The organism is Cobetia sp. LC6, from assembly GCF_030264805.1.
In the GTDB taxonomy this organism is placed as follows: domain Bacteria; phylum Pseudomonadota; class Gammaproteobacteria; order Pseudomonadales; family Halomonadaceae; genus Cobetia.
In genome coordinates, this window is record NZ_JASSPL010000008.1 from 82,747 (window position 1) to 98,947 (window position 16,201).

General features: G+C 59.4%; 15 protein-coding genes. 10 read left to right on the plus strand and 5 right to left on the minus strand.

Annotated features, from left to right (window positions below; translation table 11 throughout):
• The first annotated feature begins 202 nt into the window (after window positions 1–202).
• Window positions 203–586 carry a hypothetical protein gene (locus QQF40_RS10965; RefSeq protein ID WP_043332759.1) on the plus strand — a complete coding sequence of 128 codons (384 nt, stop codon included), beginning with the start codon at window positions 203–205 and terminating at the stop codon, window positions 584–586.
• Between the two features lie 61 nt (window positions 587–647).
• On the plus strand, window positions 648–1,736 hold the full coding sequence (locus QQF40_RS10970) for an NAD-dependent epimerase/dehydratase family protein (protein ID WP_285461337.1): 1,089 nt from the start codon (window positions 648–650) through the stop codon (window positions 1,734–1,736).
• 78 nt (window positions 1,737–1,814) lie between these two features.
• On the opposite strand, the gene QQF40_RS10975 is transcribed toward QQF40_RS10970, so the two are convergent.
• Window positions 1,815–2,027 carry a DUF3820 family protein gene (locus tag QQF40_RS10975; RefSeq protein ID WP_052384432.1) on the minus strand — a complete coding sequence of 71 codons (213 nt, stop codon included), beginning with the start codon at window positions 2,025–2,027 and terminating at the stop codon, window positions 1,815–1,817.
• A gap of 135 nt (window positions 2,028–2,162) precedes the next feature.
• Here QQF40_RS10975 and QQF40_RS10980 point away from each other — a divergent pair, with 135 nt between their 5' ends.
• Window positions 2,163–3,629 (plus strand): aldehyde dehydrogenase family protein, encoded by a 1,467-nt coding sequence (locus QQF40_RS10980; RefSeq protein ID WP_285461338.1) that lies wholly within the window; start codon window positions 2,163–2,165, stop codon window positions 3,627–3,629.
• 242 nt (window positions 3,630–3,871) lie between these two features.
• Here the strand turns inward: QQF40_RS10980 and QQF40_RS10985 are convergent, their stop codons facing one another.
• Entirely contained in the window at window positions 3,872–4,678 is an 807-nt protein-coding gene (locus QQF40_RS10985) for a sulfite exporter TauE/SafE family protein (RefSeq protein ID WP_285461339.1), read from the minus strand.
• A gap of 306 nt (window positions 4,679–4,984) precedes the next feature.
• On the opposite strand from QQF40_RS10985, the gene QQF40_RS10990 reads away from it, so the two are divergent.
• From QQF40_RS10990 to QQF40_RS11020, 7 genes are all read left to right on the plus strand, one after another.
• Complete coding sequence (locus QQF40_RS10990) at window positions 4,985–5,659, plus strand: response regulator (protein ID WP_131431957.1); 675 nt, start codon at window positions 4,985–4,987, stop codon at window positions 5,657–5,659.
• On the plus strand, window positions 5,637–6,971 hold the full coding sequence (locus tag QQF40_RS10995; protein WP_285461340.1) for an ATP-binding protein: 1,335 nt from the start codon (window positions 5,637–5,639) through the stop codon (window positions 6,969–6,971). Before QQF40_RS10990 ends, QQF40_RS10995 begins: the two co-directional genes overlap by 23 nt.
• Window positions 6,972–7,055: 84 nt before the next feature.
• Complete coding sequence (locus QQF40_RS11000; protein ID WP_285461341.1) at window positions 7,056–8,888, plus strand: copper resistance system multicopper oxidase; 1,833 nt, start codon at window positions 7,056–7,058, stop codon at window positions 8,886–8,888.
• A gap of 9 nt (window positions 8,889–8,897) precedes the next feature.
• Window positions 8,898–9,680 carry a copper resistance protein B gene (locus QQF40_RS11005; protein WP_084589316.1) on the plus strand — a complete coding sequence of 261 codons (783 nt, stop codon included), beginning with the start codon at window positions 8,898–8,900 and terminating at the stop codon, window positions 9,678–9,680.
• Window positions 9,681–9,887: 207 nt separating this feature from the next.
• Complete coding sequence (locus QQF40_RS11010) at window positions 9,888–10,298, plus strand: hypothetical protein (protein ID WP_153635667.1); 411 nt, start codon at window positions 9,888–9,890, stop codon at window positions 10,296–10,298.
• A 202-nt stretch (window positions 10,299–10,500) separates the two neighbouring features.
• The gene (locus tag QQF40_RS11015) at window positions 10,501–11,232 is read left to right on the plus strand and encodes a c-type cytochrome (protein WP_285461342.1); all 732 of its coding nucleotides are present in this window, start codon (window positions 10,501–10,503) and stop codon (window positions 11,230–11,232) included.
• Window positions 11,233–11,348: 116 nt separating this feature from the next.
• A complete protein-coding gene (locus QQF40_RS11020) occupies window positions 11,349–12,077 on the plus strand; it encodes a class I SAM-dependent methyltransferase (protein WP_285461343.1) in 729 nt (242 codons plus the stop codon).
• 87 nt (window positions 12,078–12,164) lie between these two features.
• Here QQF40_RS11020 and QQF40_RS11025 read toward each other — a convergent pair whose 3' ends face one another.
• The 3 genes from QQF40_RS11025 to QQF40_RS11035 form a co-directional block, all read right to left on the minus strand.
• Complete coding sequence (locus QQF40_RS11025; protein ID WP_285461344.1) at window positions 12,165–13,391, minus strand: TauD/TfdA family dioxygenase; 1,227 nt, start codon at window positions 13,389–13,391, stop codon at window positions 12,165–12,167.
• Window positions 13,392–13,519: 128 nt separating this feature from the next.
• The gene (locus QQF40_RS11030; protein ID WP_285461346.1) at window positions 13,520–14,611 is read right to left on the minus strand and encodes a GlxA family transcriptional regulator; all 1,092 of its coding nucleotides are present in this window, start codon (window positions 14,609–14,611) and stop codon (window positions 13,520–13,522) included.
• Window positions 14,612–14,794: 183 nt separating this feature from the next.
• Window positions 14,795–16,186: a bifunctional diguanylate cyclase/phosphodiesterase gene (locus QQF40_RS11035; protein WP_285461347.1), complete on the minus strand. Its 1,392-nt coding sequence runs from the start codon at window positions 16,184–16,186 to the stop codon at window positions 14,795–14,797.
• Window positions 16,187–16,201 lie beyond the last annotated feature (15 nt).

Consider the following 16,201-nt stretch of genomic DNA (forward strand, 5'->3'; position numbering starts at 1 on the left):
GACGATGATGCGATGATAGATCAGCGTGCCGCGGATGGGAAGCTGCACGAGACGATGCCGGGGGGCTGCAAGGGAGGAAGGCGAGCTTCACGCCCTTGGCCAGGCGGGAATGTTTGCCGAGGCGTGCATTCCGGTCAGGCATTTGCCCGGCAGTATTGGTAGCATGTGCGCCATTGATTACCGGACAAGGGAAGATGGCACGATGATGATGGTATTGCAGATTCTGGGCGGCTTCGTGCTGACAGCAGGAGTACTGCTGGCGGCAGTGCCGGAGCTGGTCAACCGCTTCAAGGGGCCGAACGACACCCCGCAGACCGTACCGAAGGAGACCGGCGCGGCGATCTCGCGGCGCATTCGTTGGGGCTGGGTCATCGCGGTGGGGTATCTGCTGATGTATCCGCCGATCGGCCTGGGTGTGTTGCCGGTGCTGGTGACGCTCGCGGTGGCAGGTATCGCCGGCATCATGACAGCCCGTCTGATGGGGCTGATGCTGGATGGCATCGAGATGCGCCATCTGTTCCGCTTCGCCGCCGAGTCGCTGATTCTGGGCGGCCTGTGGACCTGGTTCGTCAAGCTGTCTGCCTGACGCCATTGCCGCGCACACTGTGCCGTCAGATCGCCAATTACTGCATTCCGGGAGTCCGTCCATGCCGCTCAATGCGTCTACGCAAGCCTTGTTGGCAGGGCTGGAGCGATCGCGCCCGGTACTGGTGACCGGCGCAACCGGCTATGTGGCGGGGCAGCTGGTTCGTCACTTGCTGGAAGCGGGCCTGACGGTGCATGCCGCCGTGCGCGATCCCGGCAATAGCGAACGTCTGGCGGCGCTCATGGCGCTGGCCGAGCGCTTGCCGGGGGAGCTGCGTGTCTTCGCCAGTGATCTGCTCGAACAGGGCTCCTACGCTCAGGCGATGGCAGGCTGTGGGGTAGTCTTTCATACTGCCTCGCCCTTCGTGGTCAGTGTCCTGGACCCCGAGCGCGACCTGGTGCGTCCGGCAGTGGAGGGCACGCGCAACGTGCTGGAAGAGGCCAATCGTCAGGCCAGTGTCGGACGGGTGGTGCTGACCAGCAGCTGTGCCGCCATCTACAGCGACAATGCCGATGCGCAAGACACCCCGCGCGGCTGTTTCGACGAGAGTGTCTGGAACACTACAGCATCGCTGACATATCAGGCCTATTCCCATTCCAAGACGCTGGCGGAACAGGTCGCCTGGCAGATTGCCGAGCAGCAGTCGCGCTGGCGGCTAGTGGTGATCAATCCCTCGCTGGTGCTTGGCCCCGCGATCAGCGATGACACGCACGGTGAATCCTTCAGCCTGATGACGCAGCTATGTGATGGCACGCTCAGGATAGGCGCGCCGGATTACGGCATGGGCGTGGTGGATGTACGTGATGTGGCCGAGGCACATCTGGCGGCGGGATTTCTGCCTACGGCCAATGGGCGTCATCTGGTCGCCGGGCATTCCTCAAGCTTCATTGAGCTGGGGCGGGCCTTGCACCGTCACGCCGGCCCGCAGTATGCGATTCCCATTCGCCAGCTGCCCAAATGGCTGGTGTGGCTGGCGGGTCCGCTGGCCAACAAGGCCGTGACCCGCAAGGTCGTCGCGCGCAACGTGGGCCATCCCTTCGTCTTCGACAATACCCGCAGCCGCGAGCAGCTGGGCCTGATCTACCGGCCCCTCGAGACGACGCTGTACGACATGTTCGATCAACTTGAGGCCAGCGGCCGCCTGTCGTGATTCCCGCTCGCTGGTATGTCAGCGACGCTGCGGCTTGTGCAGCTCTTATGTATTTCACTCCCTCAGCGCCTCAGTCCCTCAGCGCCGCCGCAGCGGCTCCAGCAGTGCATTCAACCCGTTGTGATCAATCTCGTGCATCAGCGCGAGCAGGCGACCGATCTCGCCCTGCGGAAACCCCTTGCGCGCAAACCAGCCCAGATAATCCCCAGGCAGGTCGGCAATCAGGCGTCCGGCGTACTTGCCATAGGGCATCTGGCGGGTCGTCAGTTTCTGCAGGTCTTCAGGGCTCATCCTTTGACTCTCATTCGGTTCGGGCAGGGAGTGGTTCTCAGCTAGCGGTGCCATTCTGGCATAGCTGAGTTGCAATGGTTGGGTTTTGCCACACTATCGCCATGTCTCTTGTATACCCACAGCACGGAGAGACTCATGCCTCGCGATTACCAGAACCTGGAGCAGCTACCTCTCGCTGGAGAATGGCGTGCCGGACGCGCCGGCAAGACGCTTGAGGTGATGGACCCCTTCGATCAAAGCTCGTTGCTATCGATTTCCATGGCCAATGCCGAGGATCTCGACGCCAGCTATCGCAAGGCGCGCGATGTCCAGCCTGACTGGGCCATGACACCGGCAAGTGAGCGCGCTGGCGTGATGCACAGGGTGGTGGAGCTGATGGACGAGCGACACGAGGAGTTACTCGGCTGGTTGATTCGTGAGTCAGGCAGTACCCGCATCAAGGCCCAGGCGGAGCTGGCCGCGGCCCGCGCGATCACCATGGAATCTGCCGCGATGGCCAACCGCGTGGCCGGAATGACGATGGAGGCTCAGGTGCCTGGCAAGGAGAGCCGTGTCTTCCGCAAGCCGCTGGGTGTCATCGGTATCATCAGCCCGTGGAATTTCCCGCTGCATCTGACCCAGCGATCCCTGGCGCCGGCACTGGCGCTCGGCAACAGCGTCGTCATCAAGCCGGCAAGTGACACGCCGCTGACGGGTGGCCTGCTGCTGGCCAGATTGTTCGAGGAGGCGGGCCTGCCTGCTGGCGTCTTGAGCGTGGTGGTCGGTGCCGGTAGCGAGATCGGCGATGCCTTCGTGGATCACGAAGTGCCGCGGCTGATCTCCTTCACCGGTTCCACCCAGGTGGGCAAGGGCATCGGCAAGCGCGCCGTCGGTGGTGATCACCTCAAGCACGTTGCCCTGGAACTGGGGGGTAACAGTCCCTTCGTGGTGCTTGATGATGCGGATATCGAGCAGGCGGTGGACGCCGCTCTGGTCGGCAAGTTCCTCCATCAGGGGCAGATCTGCATGGCCATCAACCGCATCATCGTCGATGAGTCGGTCCATGATGCCTTCGTCGATCGCTTCGTGGCGCGTGCCCGCTCACTCAAGGTCGGCGATCCCGCACAGGACGATACTGTCATCGGGCCGATCATCAATGCCAAGCAGCGTGATGGACTGCTCGAGATGATCGAGACGGCCAAGGGCGAGGGCGCGCAGGTGATGCTTGAGGGCGAGACTCAGGATCAACTGGTGCCGCCGCATGTGTTCACCGAGGTCACCAATGACATGAGTCTGGCCCGCAACGAGATCTTCGGGCCGCTGGTCGGCATCCAGAAGGCCCGTGACGAAGCGCACGCGCTGGAGCTTGCCAATGGCACCGAATATGGCCTTTCGGCTTCCGTCTTCACCACGGATATCGCACGCGGCGAGCGCTTCGCGCGCCAGGTCGAGGCTGGCATGGTGCACGTCAATGACATGCCGGTGAATGATGATCCTCGCGCACCCTTCGGTGGTGAGAAGAACTCCGGCCTTGGGCGCTTCAATGGCGACTGGGTGCTTGAGGAATTCACCACCGACCAGTGGGTCAGCCTGCAGGTCGAGCCCCGCCAGTACCCGTTCTGATCTCTCTGATCTGTAGTTGACGCATGACAAGCGGCGCCCCGCTCAGCCTGATGCCTGAGCGGGGCGCTTTTGATGGTAGGTAATGCTGACGCGTCATGATGGGCGAGGTAGGCAAAGAGCCAGCTCAGTGTGACACCCGGGGCATCCCTGTCGACAGGACAGGGACACATGCTGTGATCATCAGCGCGACCGCCAGATGAGCCGTGCGTGAGAAGCGGATCAGGGCGTGGCTGGCCGGCGGATCAATGACTGATCAGAGAAGCGCTACCCAGCCAGGCAAGCCTGAGCGCCAGCAACGACAGCGCCCATTTGAACAGGCCATCGAAGTGCCGGTTGGAGACGCGATCCAGAAAGCGCAGTCCGAGGCGGGTGCCGATCAGGCCCGCGCCGATCATCAACACGATCAGGGGCAACCACTCCTGGAAGACGAAGCCGGCCATACCGAAGATGAACGCCTTGGTCAGGTGTTGCGCGACCATGCAGGCCGCGAAGGTCGCCACCTTGGTGTGACGCTCGCCGCCGCCTTGCTTGATGAAGCTCGCGACCAGTGGGCCGCTGGCACCGATCAGACTTGAAAGGAAAGTCGTGACGGCGCCGGCGATCAAGGTGCCTGTGCGGCTCAAAGCCCGCTTGGGCAGTGCCGGCCCCCAGCAGGTGAACAGCACGAACAGCGCAATGGAAAGCTCCAGCACCCCTTCAGGCAAGCGGATCAACACCCAGGCCGCGACCAGCGCACCCAGCGCCACACCGGGCAGAAAGGCCAGCAGACGGCGCATGTCGATATGGCGCCACGTCATCGCCATGCGCCCGCTGTTGGAACCCAGCTGCACCATGCCATGCACCGGAATCAGGGCAGCGGCAGGCATCAACTGCGCCATGAACATGATCAGCAGGGTGCCGCCGCCAACCCCGACGGCAGCGGACATGGCTGATGTCAGCAGGGCAAGCAGCAGCAACGCGCAGACGATAGGCAACGAGAGTGGGAAATACTGCGCGAGGCCATCAAGCAGGTTTGCGAGGTAGGGAAAATCGGCGGGACTGGCGAGCATTGCGGGCATCCTGTGGAGATAGCCAATAAAGATGGATAGGGGGTCAGGCAGCCGACATGACGCATGACCTGCCTGACAGGCGTGCAAGGCTACCGTGACCAAGAGGCGCTATCCAGCCAAGCGTGCGTGGCTGAATAGCACATGGGAGATTCGAGCGGCTTCGCGTGGTGGTGAGATTGTGTATTGCTGTCTTTTCAGCCAGTGATCAGCTTTCCCCCATAGGGTGGTGAGGCTTACCATGACATGTTGGTTTTGCCATATGCCGCAGTGTTCAGTGGGTATTTTGTGGATCAGGAGAAAGCTGGCATGAAGCTGTTGTTGCTTGAAGATGATGACCTGCTGGCGGAAAGCCTGGCCGAGCTGCTTGAGGACAATGGTTATCGGTTGGATGTCTCCTCGAACTTGAATGATGCGCAGGCCTTCATGGCAACCGAGCAGTACGCGCTGGCCATTCTGGATCTGGGACTACCGGATGGCTCCGGGTTGGATTTGCTCAAGCGCTGGCGTCAAGGTCAGGTGGATATTCCAATACTGATTCTCACGGCCCGTGACACGTGGGAAGACAAGGTCGTCGGTTTGCGCAGCGGGGCAGATGATTACCTTACCAAGCCATTTCATGAAGCAGAGTTGCTGGCACGTCTTCACGCGCTCCTTCGGCGTCGCCAAGGGGCAAGTCATGGGTATCTTCAGGTGAGCGGAATCCAGCTGGATGAAGAGGCGCAGCGTGTGTGCTGCGATGGAGAGCAGTGGGCAAGCTTGACGGCCACCGAATTCCGCCTGTTGCGCTACCTCATGCATCATCCAGACAGAGTGCACTCCAAGGCACAGTTGCTGGATCAGCTATATGCCCTGGAGCAGGACGCCGCGGCGCCCAATCTGGTAGAAGTCTATATCGCTCGCCTTCGCCGCCGCCTGGGCAAGGACTTGATACAGACCCGTCGCGGACAGGGGTATCTGCTTGTTTCACATCGATCGTCGTAGCCTTCGTTTTCGCCTGCTGACCCGCCTGGGAGGAGCATCTCTCGCGGTGGTGCTGTTTGCCTGGTATCTGCATGGCTTCTTTCTCCACGAGCTGGCGAAGGACTTTCTTGGCGAGCGTCTCAAGGATGAGGCATCGCATATCGTCACCTTGCTCAAGAAGGATGAGCGGCCTGTTGCCCAGCTCATGGCGGCTGCTCGTGAGGAGTCTCTGAGCTTTCATCATTTCTATGTGTTGCGAGTCGGGGAGAAGGTCAGTACTTCGTTGCCTGACTTGCCGACGCAGATGCTCCCTTTGCTTGAGGGCAAGGGGGATGCGTTGTTCATGCATCAGTTTCAGCAACAGCCACTGTTGGTCTATCGGCACGTCTTCGATATCCGCGGGGACGCGGTGCAATTGCTGATTGTCGAGAATTTCTCGCCAGTGGAGCAGGGCTTGACCCGAGTCCATTGGTGGATCGCCGCCAGCGCCATCCTGTTGTGGGGGATTCTGATATCACTCAATCTGCTGGCGGTAAGGCGGGGGCTCAAGCCGTTGAGTGTCCTGCGCCATCAATTGAGTGAACTCCAGTCCGGGCACCGAAAGCGGATTGTGCTTGAGGCCCCTTCCGAGCTTGATGCGCTGGTATCACAGCTCAACACCCTGCTGGACGAGTTTGATCGTCGGTTGTCTCGTTCACGAGAGTCTGTGGCGAATCTGTCCCATGCGCTCAAGACACCTCTGACGGCGCTGACACAGGTGCTGCGTGGCAAGCGACCGATCAATGAGGTACGTCGTGGCAAGATGCTGCAACGTGTAGAAACGATCCATTCCCAGCTGGAGACAGAACTCAGGCGAGCCCGCATTGCTGGCCCGCGCGCCGGTCAGACAACACGCCCGGTTGAAGAGGCCCAGCGCTTGATCGAGATGTTCCAGGGGATCTATCCGCAGCGTACCTTCTTGCTGGAGTGTCTGGGCGTATCTAATGAGCATGCGGATAGCTGGGTGAATGTCGAGACACAGGATTTCACCGAAATGCTCGGCATATTGCTGGATAATGCGGGCAAGTGGTCTGTCAATCAGGTGCAATGCCGATTGACGATAGAGAGTGACCAGATCGTGCTCTGCGTCGAGGATGATGGTCCGGGGGTGCCGCAGGCACAGTTGGCCCATCTTGGCGAGCGTGGGTGGCGGCAGGACGAAACTCACCCGGGTTACGGGTTGGGGCTCTCCATTCTTGCCCATCTCGTCAAGCATTACGCTGGTTGCGTGAGCTACTCAACAGGAGCCGCAGGGGGATTGAGAGCCGAGGTGCATCTGCCCACACGCAAATAGGCACTCCATTCAGGTTCGTTTCAGCTTGCCGTGGCTTCATCCATGTCATGACTCTTCATTCATGACCCGGGAGCAGCAACGGCCATGGCACCAAAACCGTCTGAATTTTCTGTATCACGTCGTCAGTTGCTCAAGGGAGGTTCTGCCCTGGGGCTGGGCGCAATGGTGTCAGGCGTGGCACCCGCCTGGGCCAATCCCTGGGGGCGCACATCAGGTTACTCCCTAGGGGTTGAGCATGGGCCCGAGATCTCTCTTGTCATTCGACGTGAAGACATCGACATTGCCGGGCAATTCGCTCGTCCCATCAGCATCAATGGCAGTAGTCCCGGGCCCATGGTGCGCTTGAAGGAGGGGCAGGATGCTGTCATCAAGGTGACAAACCTGCTCGATGAGCCAACCTCCATCCACTGGCATGGCATCATACTTCCCCCGGAAATGGACGGCGTGCCGGGTATCAGCTTCGCGGGAATCGCACCGGGCGAAACCTTTACCTACCGTTTTCCTGTCACTCAGAGCGGCACCTACTGGTATCACAGTCATTCAGGCCTCCAGGAGCAGGAAGGCCACGCAGGGCCATTGATCATCGACTCCGCAACCTCCGAAGCCTTCACCTATGATCGTGAGCATGTCCTGCTGCTGACTGACTGGACATTCGAAGACCCCAAGTCCGTATTTCGCAATCTCAAGACCATGGAAGGCTACTACAACTACCAGGAGCGCACCGTCGCTGATTTCTTTGCGGATGTACGACGGGGTGGTTGGGTGGACACGATCGAGTCGCGCAGCATGTGGGCAGAAATGCGCATGAGTTCACGGGATATTGCCGATGTCACCGGCAGTACCTATACGTATCTTCTCAATGGTCATTCACCAGAAGAAAACTGGAGCGCGCTATTCAAGCGTGGAGAAACAGTGCGTCTGCGTGTCGTCAATGGCTCGGCAATGAGCTACTTCGATTTACGTATTCCCGGCTTGAAGATGACCGTGGTAGCGGCAGATGGTCAGCCAGTGCAACCGGTAGAAGTGGATGAGTTCCGTATTGCCGTGGCGGAAGCCTACGATGTGCTGGTGACACCGGAAGATGACAAGGCGTACACCATCTTCGCCGAAGCCATGGACCGCAGTGGCTACGCGCGAGCCACGTTGGCACCCCGCCCCGGAATGGAGGCGCCCGTACCTGAACGACGGCAGATCGCTGATCGCGGAATGGAGGCCATGGGCGCTCATGCTGGAATGGAGCACTCGCAGATGGCAGGCATGGATCATTCGCAGATGGCAGGCATGGACCATTCGCAGATGGCAGGCATGGACCATTCGCAGATGGCGGGCATGGACCACTCGCAGATGGCAGGTATGGATCATTCGCAGATGGCAGGCATGGACCATTCGAAGATGACTGGCCTGCAAGCCGATGCAGCCCAGGGCGGCATGTTGATGGCAGGCGCTGCTCAGCAAGGGGCTCGTTATGACCAGGCGGGAATCGGTCTGGACCAATCGCTGCGTCGTGTACTGGTCTATCAGGATCTCAAAGCCTATTCACCATGGCCGGATAGACGTGGCCCCATGCGCGAGATGGAGTTGCATCTGACCGGCAATATGGAACGTTATATGTGGTCCTTCGATGGCAAGAAGTTCAGTGAAGTCAATGGCCCTATTCATTTTCATAAAGATGAGCGCCTCCGTCTCATCTTGATCAATGACACCATGATGGAGCATCCCATTCATTTACATGGGATGTGGATGGAGCTCGAGAATGGCCACGGTGACCTGATCCCTCGCAAGCACACCTTGAATGTCAAACCCGGTGAGCGCGTCTCAGCGTTGATCACTGCCGATGCAGAAGGTAGCTGGGCTTTCCATTGTCATCTTCTGTACCACATGGATGCAGGTATGTTCCGTGTCGTAAAGGTTTCCTGAGGAGTCATCATGTCAATCAGTCAGCATTCATTTCGTCTTGCCTGCGTGACGGTATGTCTATTCTCCAGTGCTGGTGCCTCCCAGGCATTTGCCCAGGATGGATATGATGCCCCGGCGTCATGGCCATCGCCCATGGCCGAACATCTCCAGTGGAGCGCAGTTTTCGATCGCCTGGAATATAGCCTTCCGGACAAGGGAGAGGACTCCCTGGTGTGGGATTTTCAGGCCTGGTATGGCGGAGATACCCACCGCGTCTATCTCAAGTCAGAAGGGGAGAATGTCCAAGGCGATGGTGAAGAAGCCGAGTTTGAATCCCTTGAGCTTCTCTACAGTCGCCTGGTTGCCGATTTCTGGGAGTTCCAGGTTGGAGCTGGCTATCAGGGTGGTGTGTTCAACGATGATCATGATGAAGGCGTATATGGGGTCTTCGGCTTTCAGGGGACCGCCCCCTACCGGATCGAGACGGATGCCGCAGTGCAGTACCGAGAGGAAGGTATCGTGACTGCCAGCCTGGAGCTTGAACATGATGTGCGCCTGACCCAGCGCTGGTATCTACAGCCACGCAGTGAAATGGTCTTCGCTGCCAATGAGTCCAGGCAGCAAGGGATTGGGACGGGCCTCAATTCAGTACGAATCGGCTTGCGTGCACGCTATGAGATAACTCGGCGGGTAGCGCCTTATGTCGGCATGTACTGGCAGAGAGAGTATGGCGAAACAGCCGATATGCAGCGTGAAGAAGGTGAGGATGTGGAGGATACGGCTGTCGTGGTCGGTGTGCGTATGATGTTCTAGAGGAGTCAGGATGGCAGTGACATTTTTCAATTGAATAGCGGTGGTGTAGTTGCGTGATCATGTTTTACATGAATATGCAGAATGGCCTTTTGATTGGGAGACTATGTCTTATGGTTTGTACAATGTGATGATAATCTATCCCATTTTCAGGATGTTTTCAGGTTGTGTTGCCATCATGATAAGTGAACCCATAAAGAGATGATTTTCATGAAAACATCAACGCTGTTACTTGCTGCTACCATGACTTTTTTTACCGCTGTGACGCAGGCCAATGATGAGCATAGCCGTCTTCCGACTCTTTCGGCTGGAGTTTCAGAGACATATGGACTTGTGGCTGGAAAGCCATTGCGTTTCCAAATAGCCGTTGAACATGATGCAGTTCTAAAGATCAGCAGTCGACATTTTGCAGCTGATTCGAGTAAGAACAACCTGATGACTGCTGTGCTACGAGACCCACAAGGAAATGTCGTCGCGACAGCCTCTGATGATAATGGGCATTTTTCACTGGAGCAGGATGTCCAAGAAGGCTATTACCAATTGGAGGTCGCAGGCAATTCAATAAGTGGTTCGGCTGACGAAAATGGACGTAGCTATTCTCTAAATGTTGCTTTTGAATAAGAGATGGTTATGGCGAAAGATGATCAATGATAGGTTTAATGTAAATTGCTGAGCGATATTTGAAAATTATCCATTGATTTTGTGTTGTGTTGTAAATAAGGCGTCACTCTGGATCGTGTTGATGGCCGGCATTCGTCGGCCTTTTTTCGCTTTGGTTGACAGCCTTGTCATTGACTATTCTTGCCGTCTAAAGGGGGGCGACATGAAGAAATTATTGTTGGGGATGTGTCTGGCATTCATGGTGCTTCTGGCAGCAGGGGCCGGAGTCATTTACTCCGGCGTCGTCAGTGTCGCGGCAGATGATCCGCATGGGGCATGGGTCTATGGAATTCTTGAAACGGCGCGTGAACGTTCGATCGAGAGCCACGCGAGTGATATCGCCGCGCCACCCCTCGATGATGAAGCCATGAAAGTGGCGGGGGCCGGCAATTATGCATCGATGTGTGCCTCCTGCCATCTCGCGCCAGGCATGCAAGAGACAGAGCTCAGCAAGGGGCTTTACCCCAGTCCACCGAATTTTGTGACTTCGGATATGCCTGGTGAGCCTGAAGAGCACTTCTGGGTCATCAAGCATGGGATAAAAGCCAGCGGAATGCCGGCATGGGGCAAGAGCATGCAGGATGAATATATCTGGCAGATGGTCGCTTTCATGCAAGAGCTACCGGGCATGAGTGCTGCGCGTTATACGGCTCTTGTGGCAGCAAGTGATGGTCATCAACATGGCGGAGGGGAGACTGCACAATCATCGTCATCGCATCATGACGATGACACCCGCCAACCACATCACGCCAAGGAAGCTGATGGGCCTGCTGATTTACAAGACAGCCATGAGCGGAAGGGCAGCCATGAGCCGAAAGAGAACCATGAGCCGAAGAACAGTGGCCGGGCTGAGGATCATCCTCACTCATCACATGATGCAGGGCATCAACATTGAGGCCGGGGTCATCGGAAGTCATCGGAAGTGACATACACGGCCAGCCGCAAACAACATGGCATGCTTGACCGGCGTGCAATGCCAGAGCCGACCTCTGTTACGATGGCGACCCTTTCATGGCCACGCTTGCAGGTGACACCTTGGCAGTCTCACGCGATGAGGATCTCTATTCAGGCAGCGTCGACTGGAACGCCATCTATCGTGAGGGCTATCCACTAGAGCGCATTGCCCGGCGCCTGGCGCGCCTGTTGCCCGATGATCAGGGGCAGCCAGTCCTGATGGCAGGCTTTGCCGAGGTCGCCGCGATTCTGTCACGCCAACATGACGTGCGATTCGTGGAGTATTCGCAGTACATGGTGGAGGAAGCGCGGCGGCACTGGCCTCAGCTTGACGAGGTGGTGCACGGCGACATTCTCGATGTGCTGGCAGAAACGCCCGCACCCTGCGTGGCGATCAGCTGTCGCATCAGTGCCAACTGGCAGCAGGGCGAGCAACTCGCGAGACTCGTCGAGGCGATTCTTCGTCATCCACGCCTGCGAATCGTGATCGATGCCTTTGATGTCGAGCGTCTGCCATTGTCCACGCGCATCGTGTCGGGCAGCGGTCGTCATCAACTGGCCTGGCAGACCCTGTCACGTCACATGCTGGAGCCGGAATGGGGCATGCATGCCGTCCACTGGCGGGGCGAGAAGCCTGATAGGCCGGCATGGGTCAGCGCCTTTGAACCTGCGACGCTGACCCGATGTCTTGCCCGCCAGTTGCCTGGTCATGAGGTGCGTTGTCTGCCGCCCCTGATCCCGCAGGACCCCGGCTTCACGCTCGTCATCACGCCACGCACGCCCTGATTCCCCCGCACGTTCTCATTCTCATGCCGGCCATCGGCGTGAGCTTATGTGTGAGCCAATGCGCGAGCAGAGGCATGCCGTGCCGAATCACACCGCCTGGGTGGCTTCCTCGACCCGCTCGGCGCGTTCGGCACGCTTGAGCATGCGATAGCGCGAGCGCACCTCGTCACGTTCCAGGTAGCAGCCCTGCAACCAGCGGCTGCCGCTGTCGCCCTCGAAGGCATCGCGGGCGTGCAGCAGGCGGCGATTGTCGAAGATGACCATGTCGCCGGGGGCATAGGTGAAACGCATGGCGAAGCGCGGCTCACGCAACATGCGCTGCAGCGTCATCAGTGCCTCATAGGCGGTCTCGGTCTGCTCGAACGGTGCCATCATCGGCCCGCGCAGGAAGTTGGCGATCCGCACCTCCAGCAGTTCTCCTGCCTGACCCAGCACGATCATCGGCGAATACCAGACATGATCGGTATTGCGCGAGGTATTGGCGTAGCGCCAGTGCACCGTGGTGAGTGTCTCGTAGGCCTCGGGGTGTTCTTCCTTCAGCGCCGCCGCGATGGCGAAGCCGTCCATCATCACCGCCATGCCGCCTTCCACGGTGTTCTCGAGACAGTAGAGGCACTGCAGGCCCGGCTGATATTCCCGGGTCGGCAGGTCCACATGCGGCGGCAAGGCGATGGAGGTATAGGCGTTGGAATCCGGGTTCTGGATCGCGCGGACATTGAAGAGGTGGCCGAAGTTGGTGGTGCGGATCGAGCCGATGCGTTCGGCGACCTTTTCGATGGCGCCTTCTTCCGTCGGCAGGTTGCGCAGGCGCACCAGCCCCTTGCCGAGCAGTTCGTGCAGGGTGGGATACAGAATTTCCGCCTCCTGCGCGCTGCCATGGTCGGCCTCGGCCAGGCGGGCGGCATCGATGGTCGGCGGCTGTTCCAGCTGCTCACCGTGCCAGAGCGTCAGCGGCGGCAGTTCCGGCGGCAGCGCGTCCTGGTTGTCATAGTCATTGGCGCGCAGGAAGCCCGGGTGGAAGCGCAGGCGGCGGTCTTCGGGCGTGAACAGCACGCTGAGTGCGCCGTCCTCATCGATGCTGGCCTCGGCGATTTCCGGCCAGGCGGGAATCTGGGAGAGGTCCAGGATGCGTTCGCGCGTCGCCGGATTGACGGTGGTATCGTCCGCGGCGTTCTCGCGCAACCAGACACTATGAAAACGGCTGACGCGGCCATCGCTCCAGGTCACGCTCAGATAGCGTGCTTCGTGAACGACCTTCACGAGAGTCTCGTCAATTGGCCAGCTGTCGTAATCGGGTGTGATCGGGAGCGCCATGGAGAGTCCTTCCTTCTGTCAGGTGAGCGATTCCCCGACAGAATGGCAGCCCATGGCGCTCGCTACTGTGCCCAATTCGACACCGACTGTGCCCAATTCGACATCACGTTGCGGGTATCGGGTGTGGATCACCCCAGAGGACGTGGTGGCTGGCGGCGTGCCTGGGTCGGGGTAATGCCGAAGCGACGGCGAAAGGCGCGGGTGAAACTCGAATGCGAGGTGAAACCGCAGGCCAGGGCGATATCGGTGACGCCATGGCGGGTATCGTGAAGCAGGCTGCGTGCATGCAGCAGGCGACGCTCCCCATGATAGGCGCGAGGCGTGCAGCCGAGCCCTTGCTGGAAGCGGCGTTCCAGCTGGCGCCATGAGAGGCCGAGCTCTTCGGCGAGTGCCTCGATGCTGAGCGGGGCCTCCAGGGTGTTCTCCATGCGCGTGATCGCACGCCTGAGCAGCGGGTCAGCCAGATCGGCCGTCTGCTGACTGATGCCGCGCTGGCGGCTGGCCGGCAGGCGACCCTGATCGAGAATCAGCTGTTCGCGTACTGCCTGATAGAGCGTCTGACCATGCTGGCGGCGAATCAGCTCCAGGCTCATGTCCAGCGGGGCGCTTCCGCCGGCGCAGAAGAAGCCATCGTCACTGATTTCATACAGTGACTCCACGGCGTCCACCTCATCGAAGCGCTGGCTGAATTCCGGCAGGCTCTCCCAGTGCAGCGTCACCGTCTTGCCGGTGAGCAGGCCGGCACGCGCCAGCACGAAGCAGCCGGTATCCACGCCGCCGAGCTGGCAGCCGCTTTGGGAGCGCTCCTGCAGCCAGCGCAAGGTGCGGTCTTCCAGATAGGCTTCCGGGGCAAAGCTGGTGCACACCACCAGTTTGTCCACTGCGGTGAGCTCATCACGTGCAGTATCCACCGGCAGTACCATGCCGTTGGAGGCCTTGACCGGCGCGCCATCCTGGCTTGCGAGTGTCCACTGATATAGGCGTGTTCCGCGCAGTCGATTGGCGATGCGCAGTGGCTCGATCATCGAGAAGAGCGCAACCATCGCGAAGCCCGGCAGCAGGAAGATTCCGAGTTGGTGACGGTCAGTGGGGGCAGGCGAGGCAAGAGTGGCGGTCAATGGCGCAATGCTGGTGGGCTGGTCAGACAACACGCCGTCTTCCGGTAGGCCGAAGGCGTAGGACGCACCGGGTGGGACAGCGCTGGAATCGTGTGAAGACATGAGGATAGGCAACGACGGTGTCGGGTGGATCGACAGAAGGGGTTGGGCCTGACCTTAGCGTGTTCGCTAACTGAGCGCGAGGAGGCGATGGCGTGAGGCGAGGGCCCCGGCAAGAATGTCCGTCCTGCTTGGCGACCCTGATCAGGGCAGACAGGACGGACGATGCAAGGTCAATTCGGTAAGTTACAGCATCTTGAGGCAGTTTCTCCCCGCCTTCTTGGCCGCGTACATGGCTTCATCGGCGCGGGCGACCAACTGCTCACGTGTGGCGCTGTCATCGGGTTCCAGGCAGGTCATCCCGATGCTCAACGACAGGGGCAGACGTTGGCCCTCGTACTCCACGACACTGTCCTTCATGCGTTGTCGAAGGAGGTTGATGCGAGTGGCTGAGTCGCAGAGCAGCGAGTCAGGCAGAATCGCCAGGAATTCCTCGCCACCCCATCTGGCAAGGGTATCGCCGGGCAGCAGGAGCTCATCGGCGAGAACGCTCAATTGCTGCAATGCAAGATCACCGGCGTCATGGCCATGATTGTCATTGATCTTCTTGAAATGGTCGAAATCCAGCAGTGCCACGCATAGGGGGTGATCAACCTCGGCGGTGGCCAGAGCCGCGATGCGCTCATCCAGTATCTGCTGGGCATGACGCCGGTTGTAGAGGCCGGTCAACGGGTCAGTGATCGCGATCTTCTCGAGTGCCTGATGCGCTTCTTGCAAGGCTGTGAAGTCATTGGCGCGTGCGACCTCATGTCCTGCCCAGAGCGCAATCAGGCGCACCAGTTCGATATCCTGTGGGGTAAAGGGGTCGACCGGGTCCGGGCTCGAGAAATTGAAGGTCCCATAACGCTCGCCATCCACGATCACTGGCGCCCCGATATAGGCTTCAAGATTGAAATTGGCGTAGCAGGGATGATTGCGTATCTCGCTGCTGGCGACATGGTGAAACGCCTGGACGCTGTCGGCCTTGTAGACGTGATCGCAATAGGTATCGCTGAGCGAGAAGCTCAGCCCCGGTTCCAGCAGGTCTTCCGGGTGGCAGGCGCGCTGGACGACGTATTCGCCGCCCTGGATGCGGCTGAAGATACCGATTGGCAGGCCGAAATGGGCACAGCCCAGTTTCAGCAGCTCATCGATGCGCGCATTGAAGTTGAGTTCACGTGATGAGGTGATGGCGTGCAGGCTGTGCAGGGTGTGTTCCGCCGTCACACGGCGTGAAACATCGCGGATCAGCCCGAACATGAAGATGTTGTCGCTGGTGGGGTCCTTGATGGGGCCGCCGAGCGTCTCCCCATAGAAGTAGGTACCATCCTGGCGTCGGTAGCGGATGACCCGGCCTTCCTTGGCGGGCTGGGCATCGACACGAAAGCGTCTCTGCCCCTGGCGCTCGAATTCATCACTGGAGGCATACAGCACACGTGTCTGCTTGCCGATCAACGCTTCACGCGGGTAGCCGAATGCCTTCACTGCGCTGTCATTCAGGTAGGTGATGTGGCGCTGATCATCTGCAAGCAAGATGATGTCGTCGATCTGGCCCAGCATCTGGCCCAGCAGGGTTTGAATCATCTCAAAGCGTTGCATGACGCAGGCTCCTTA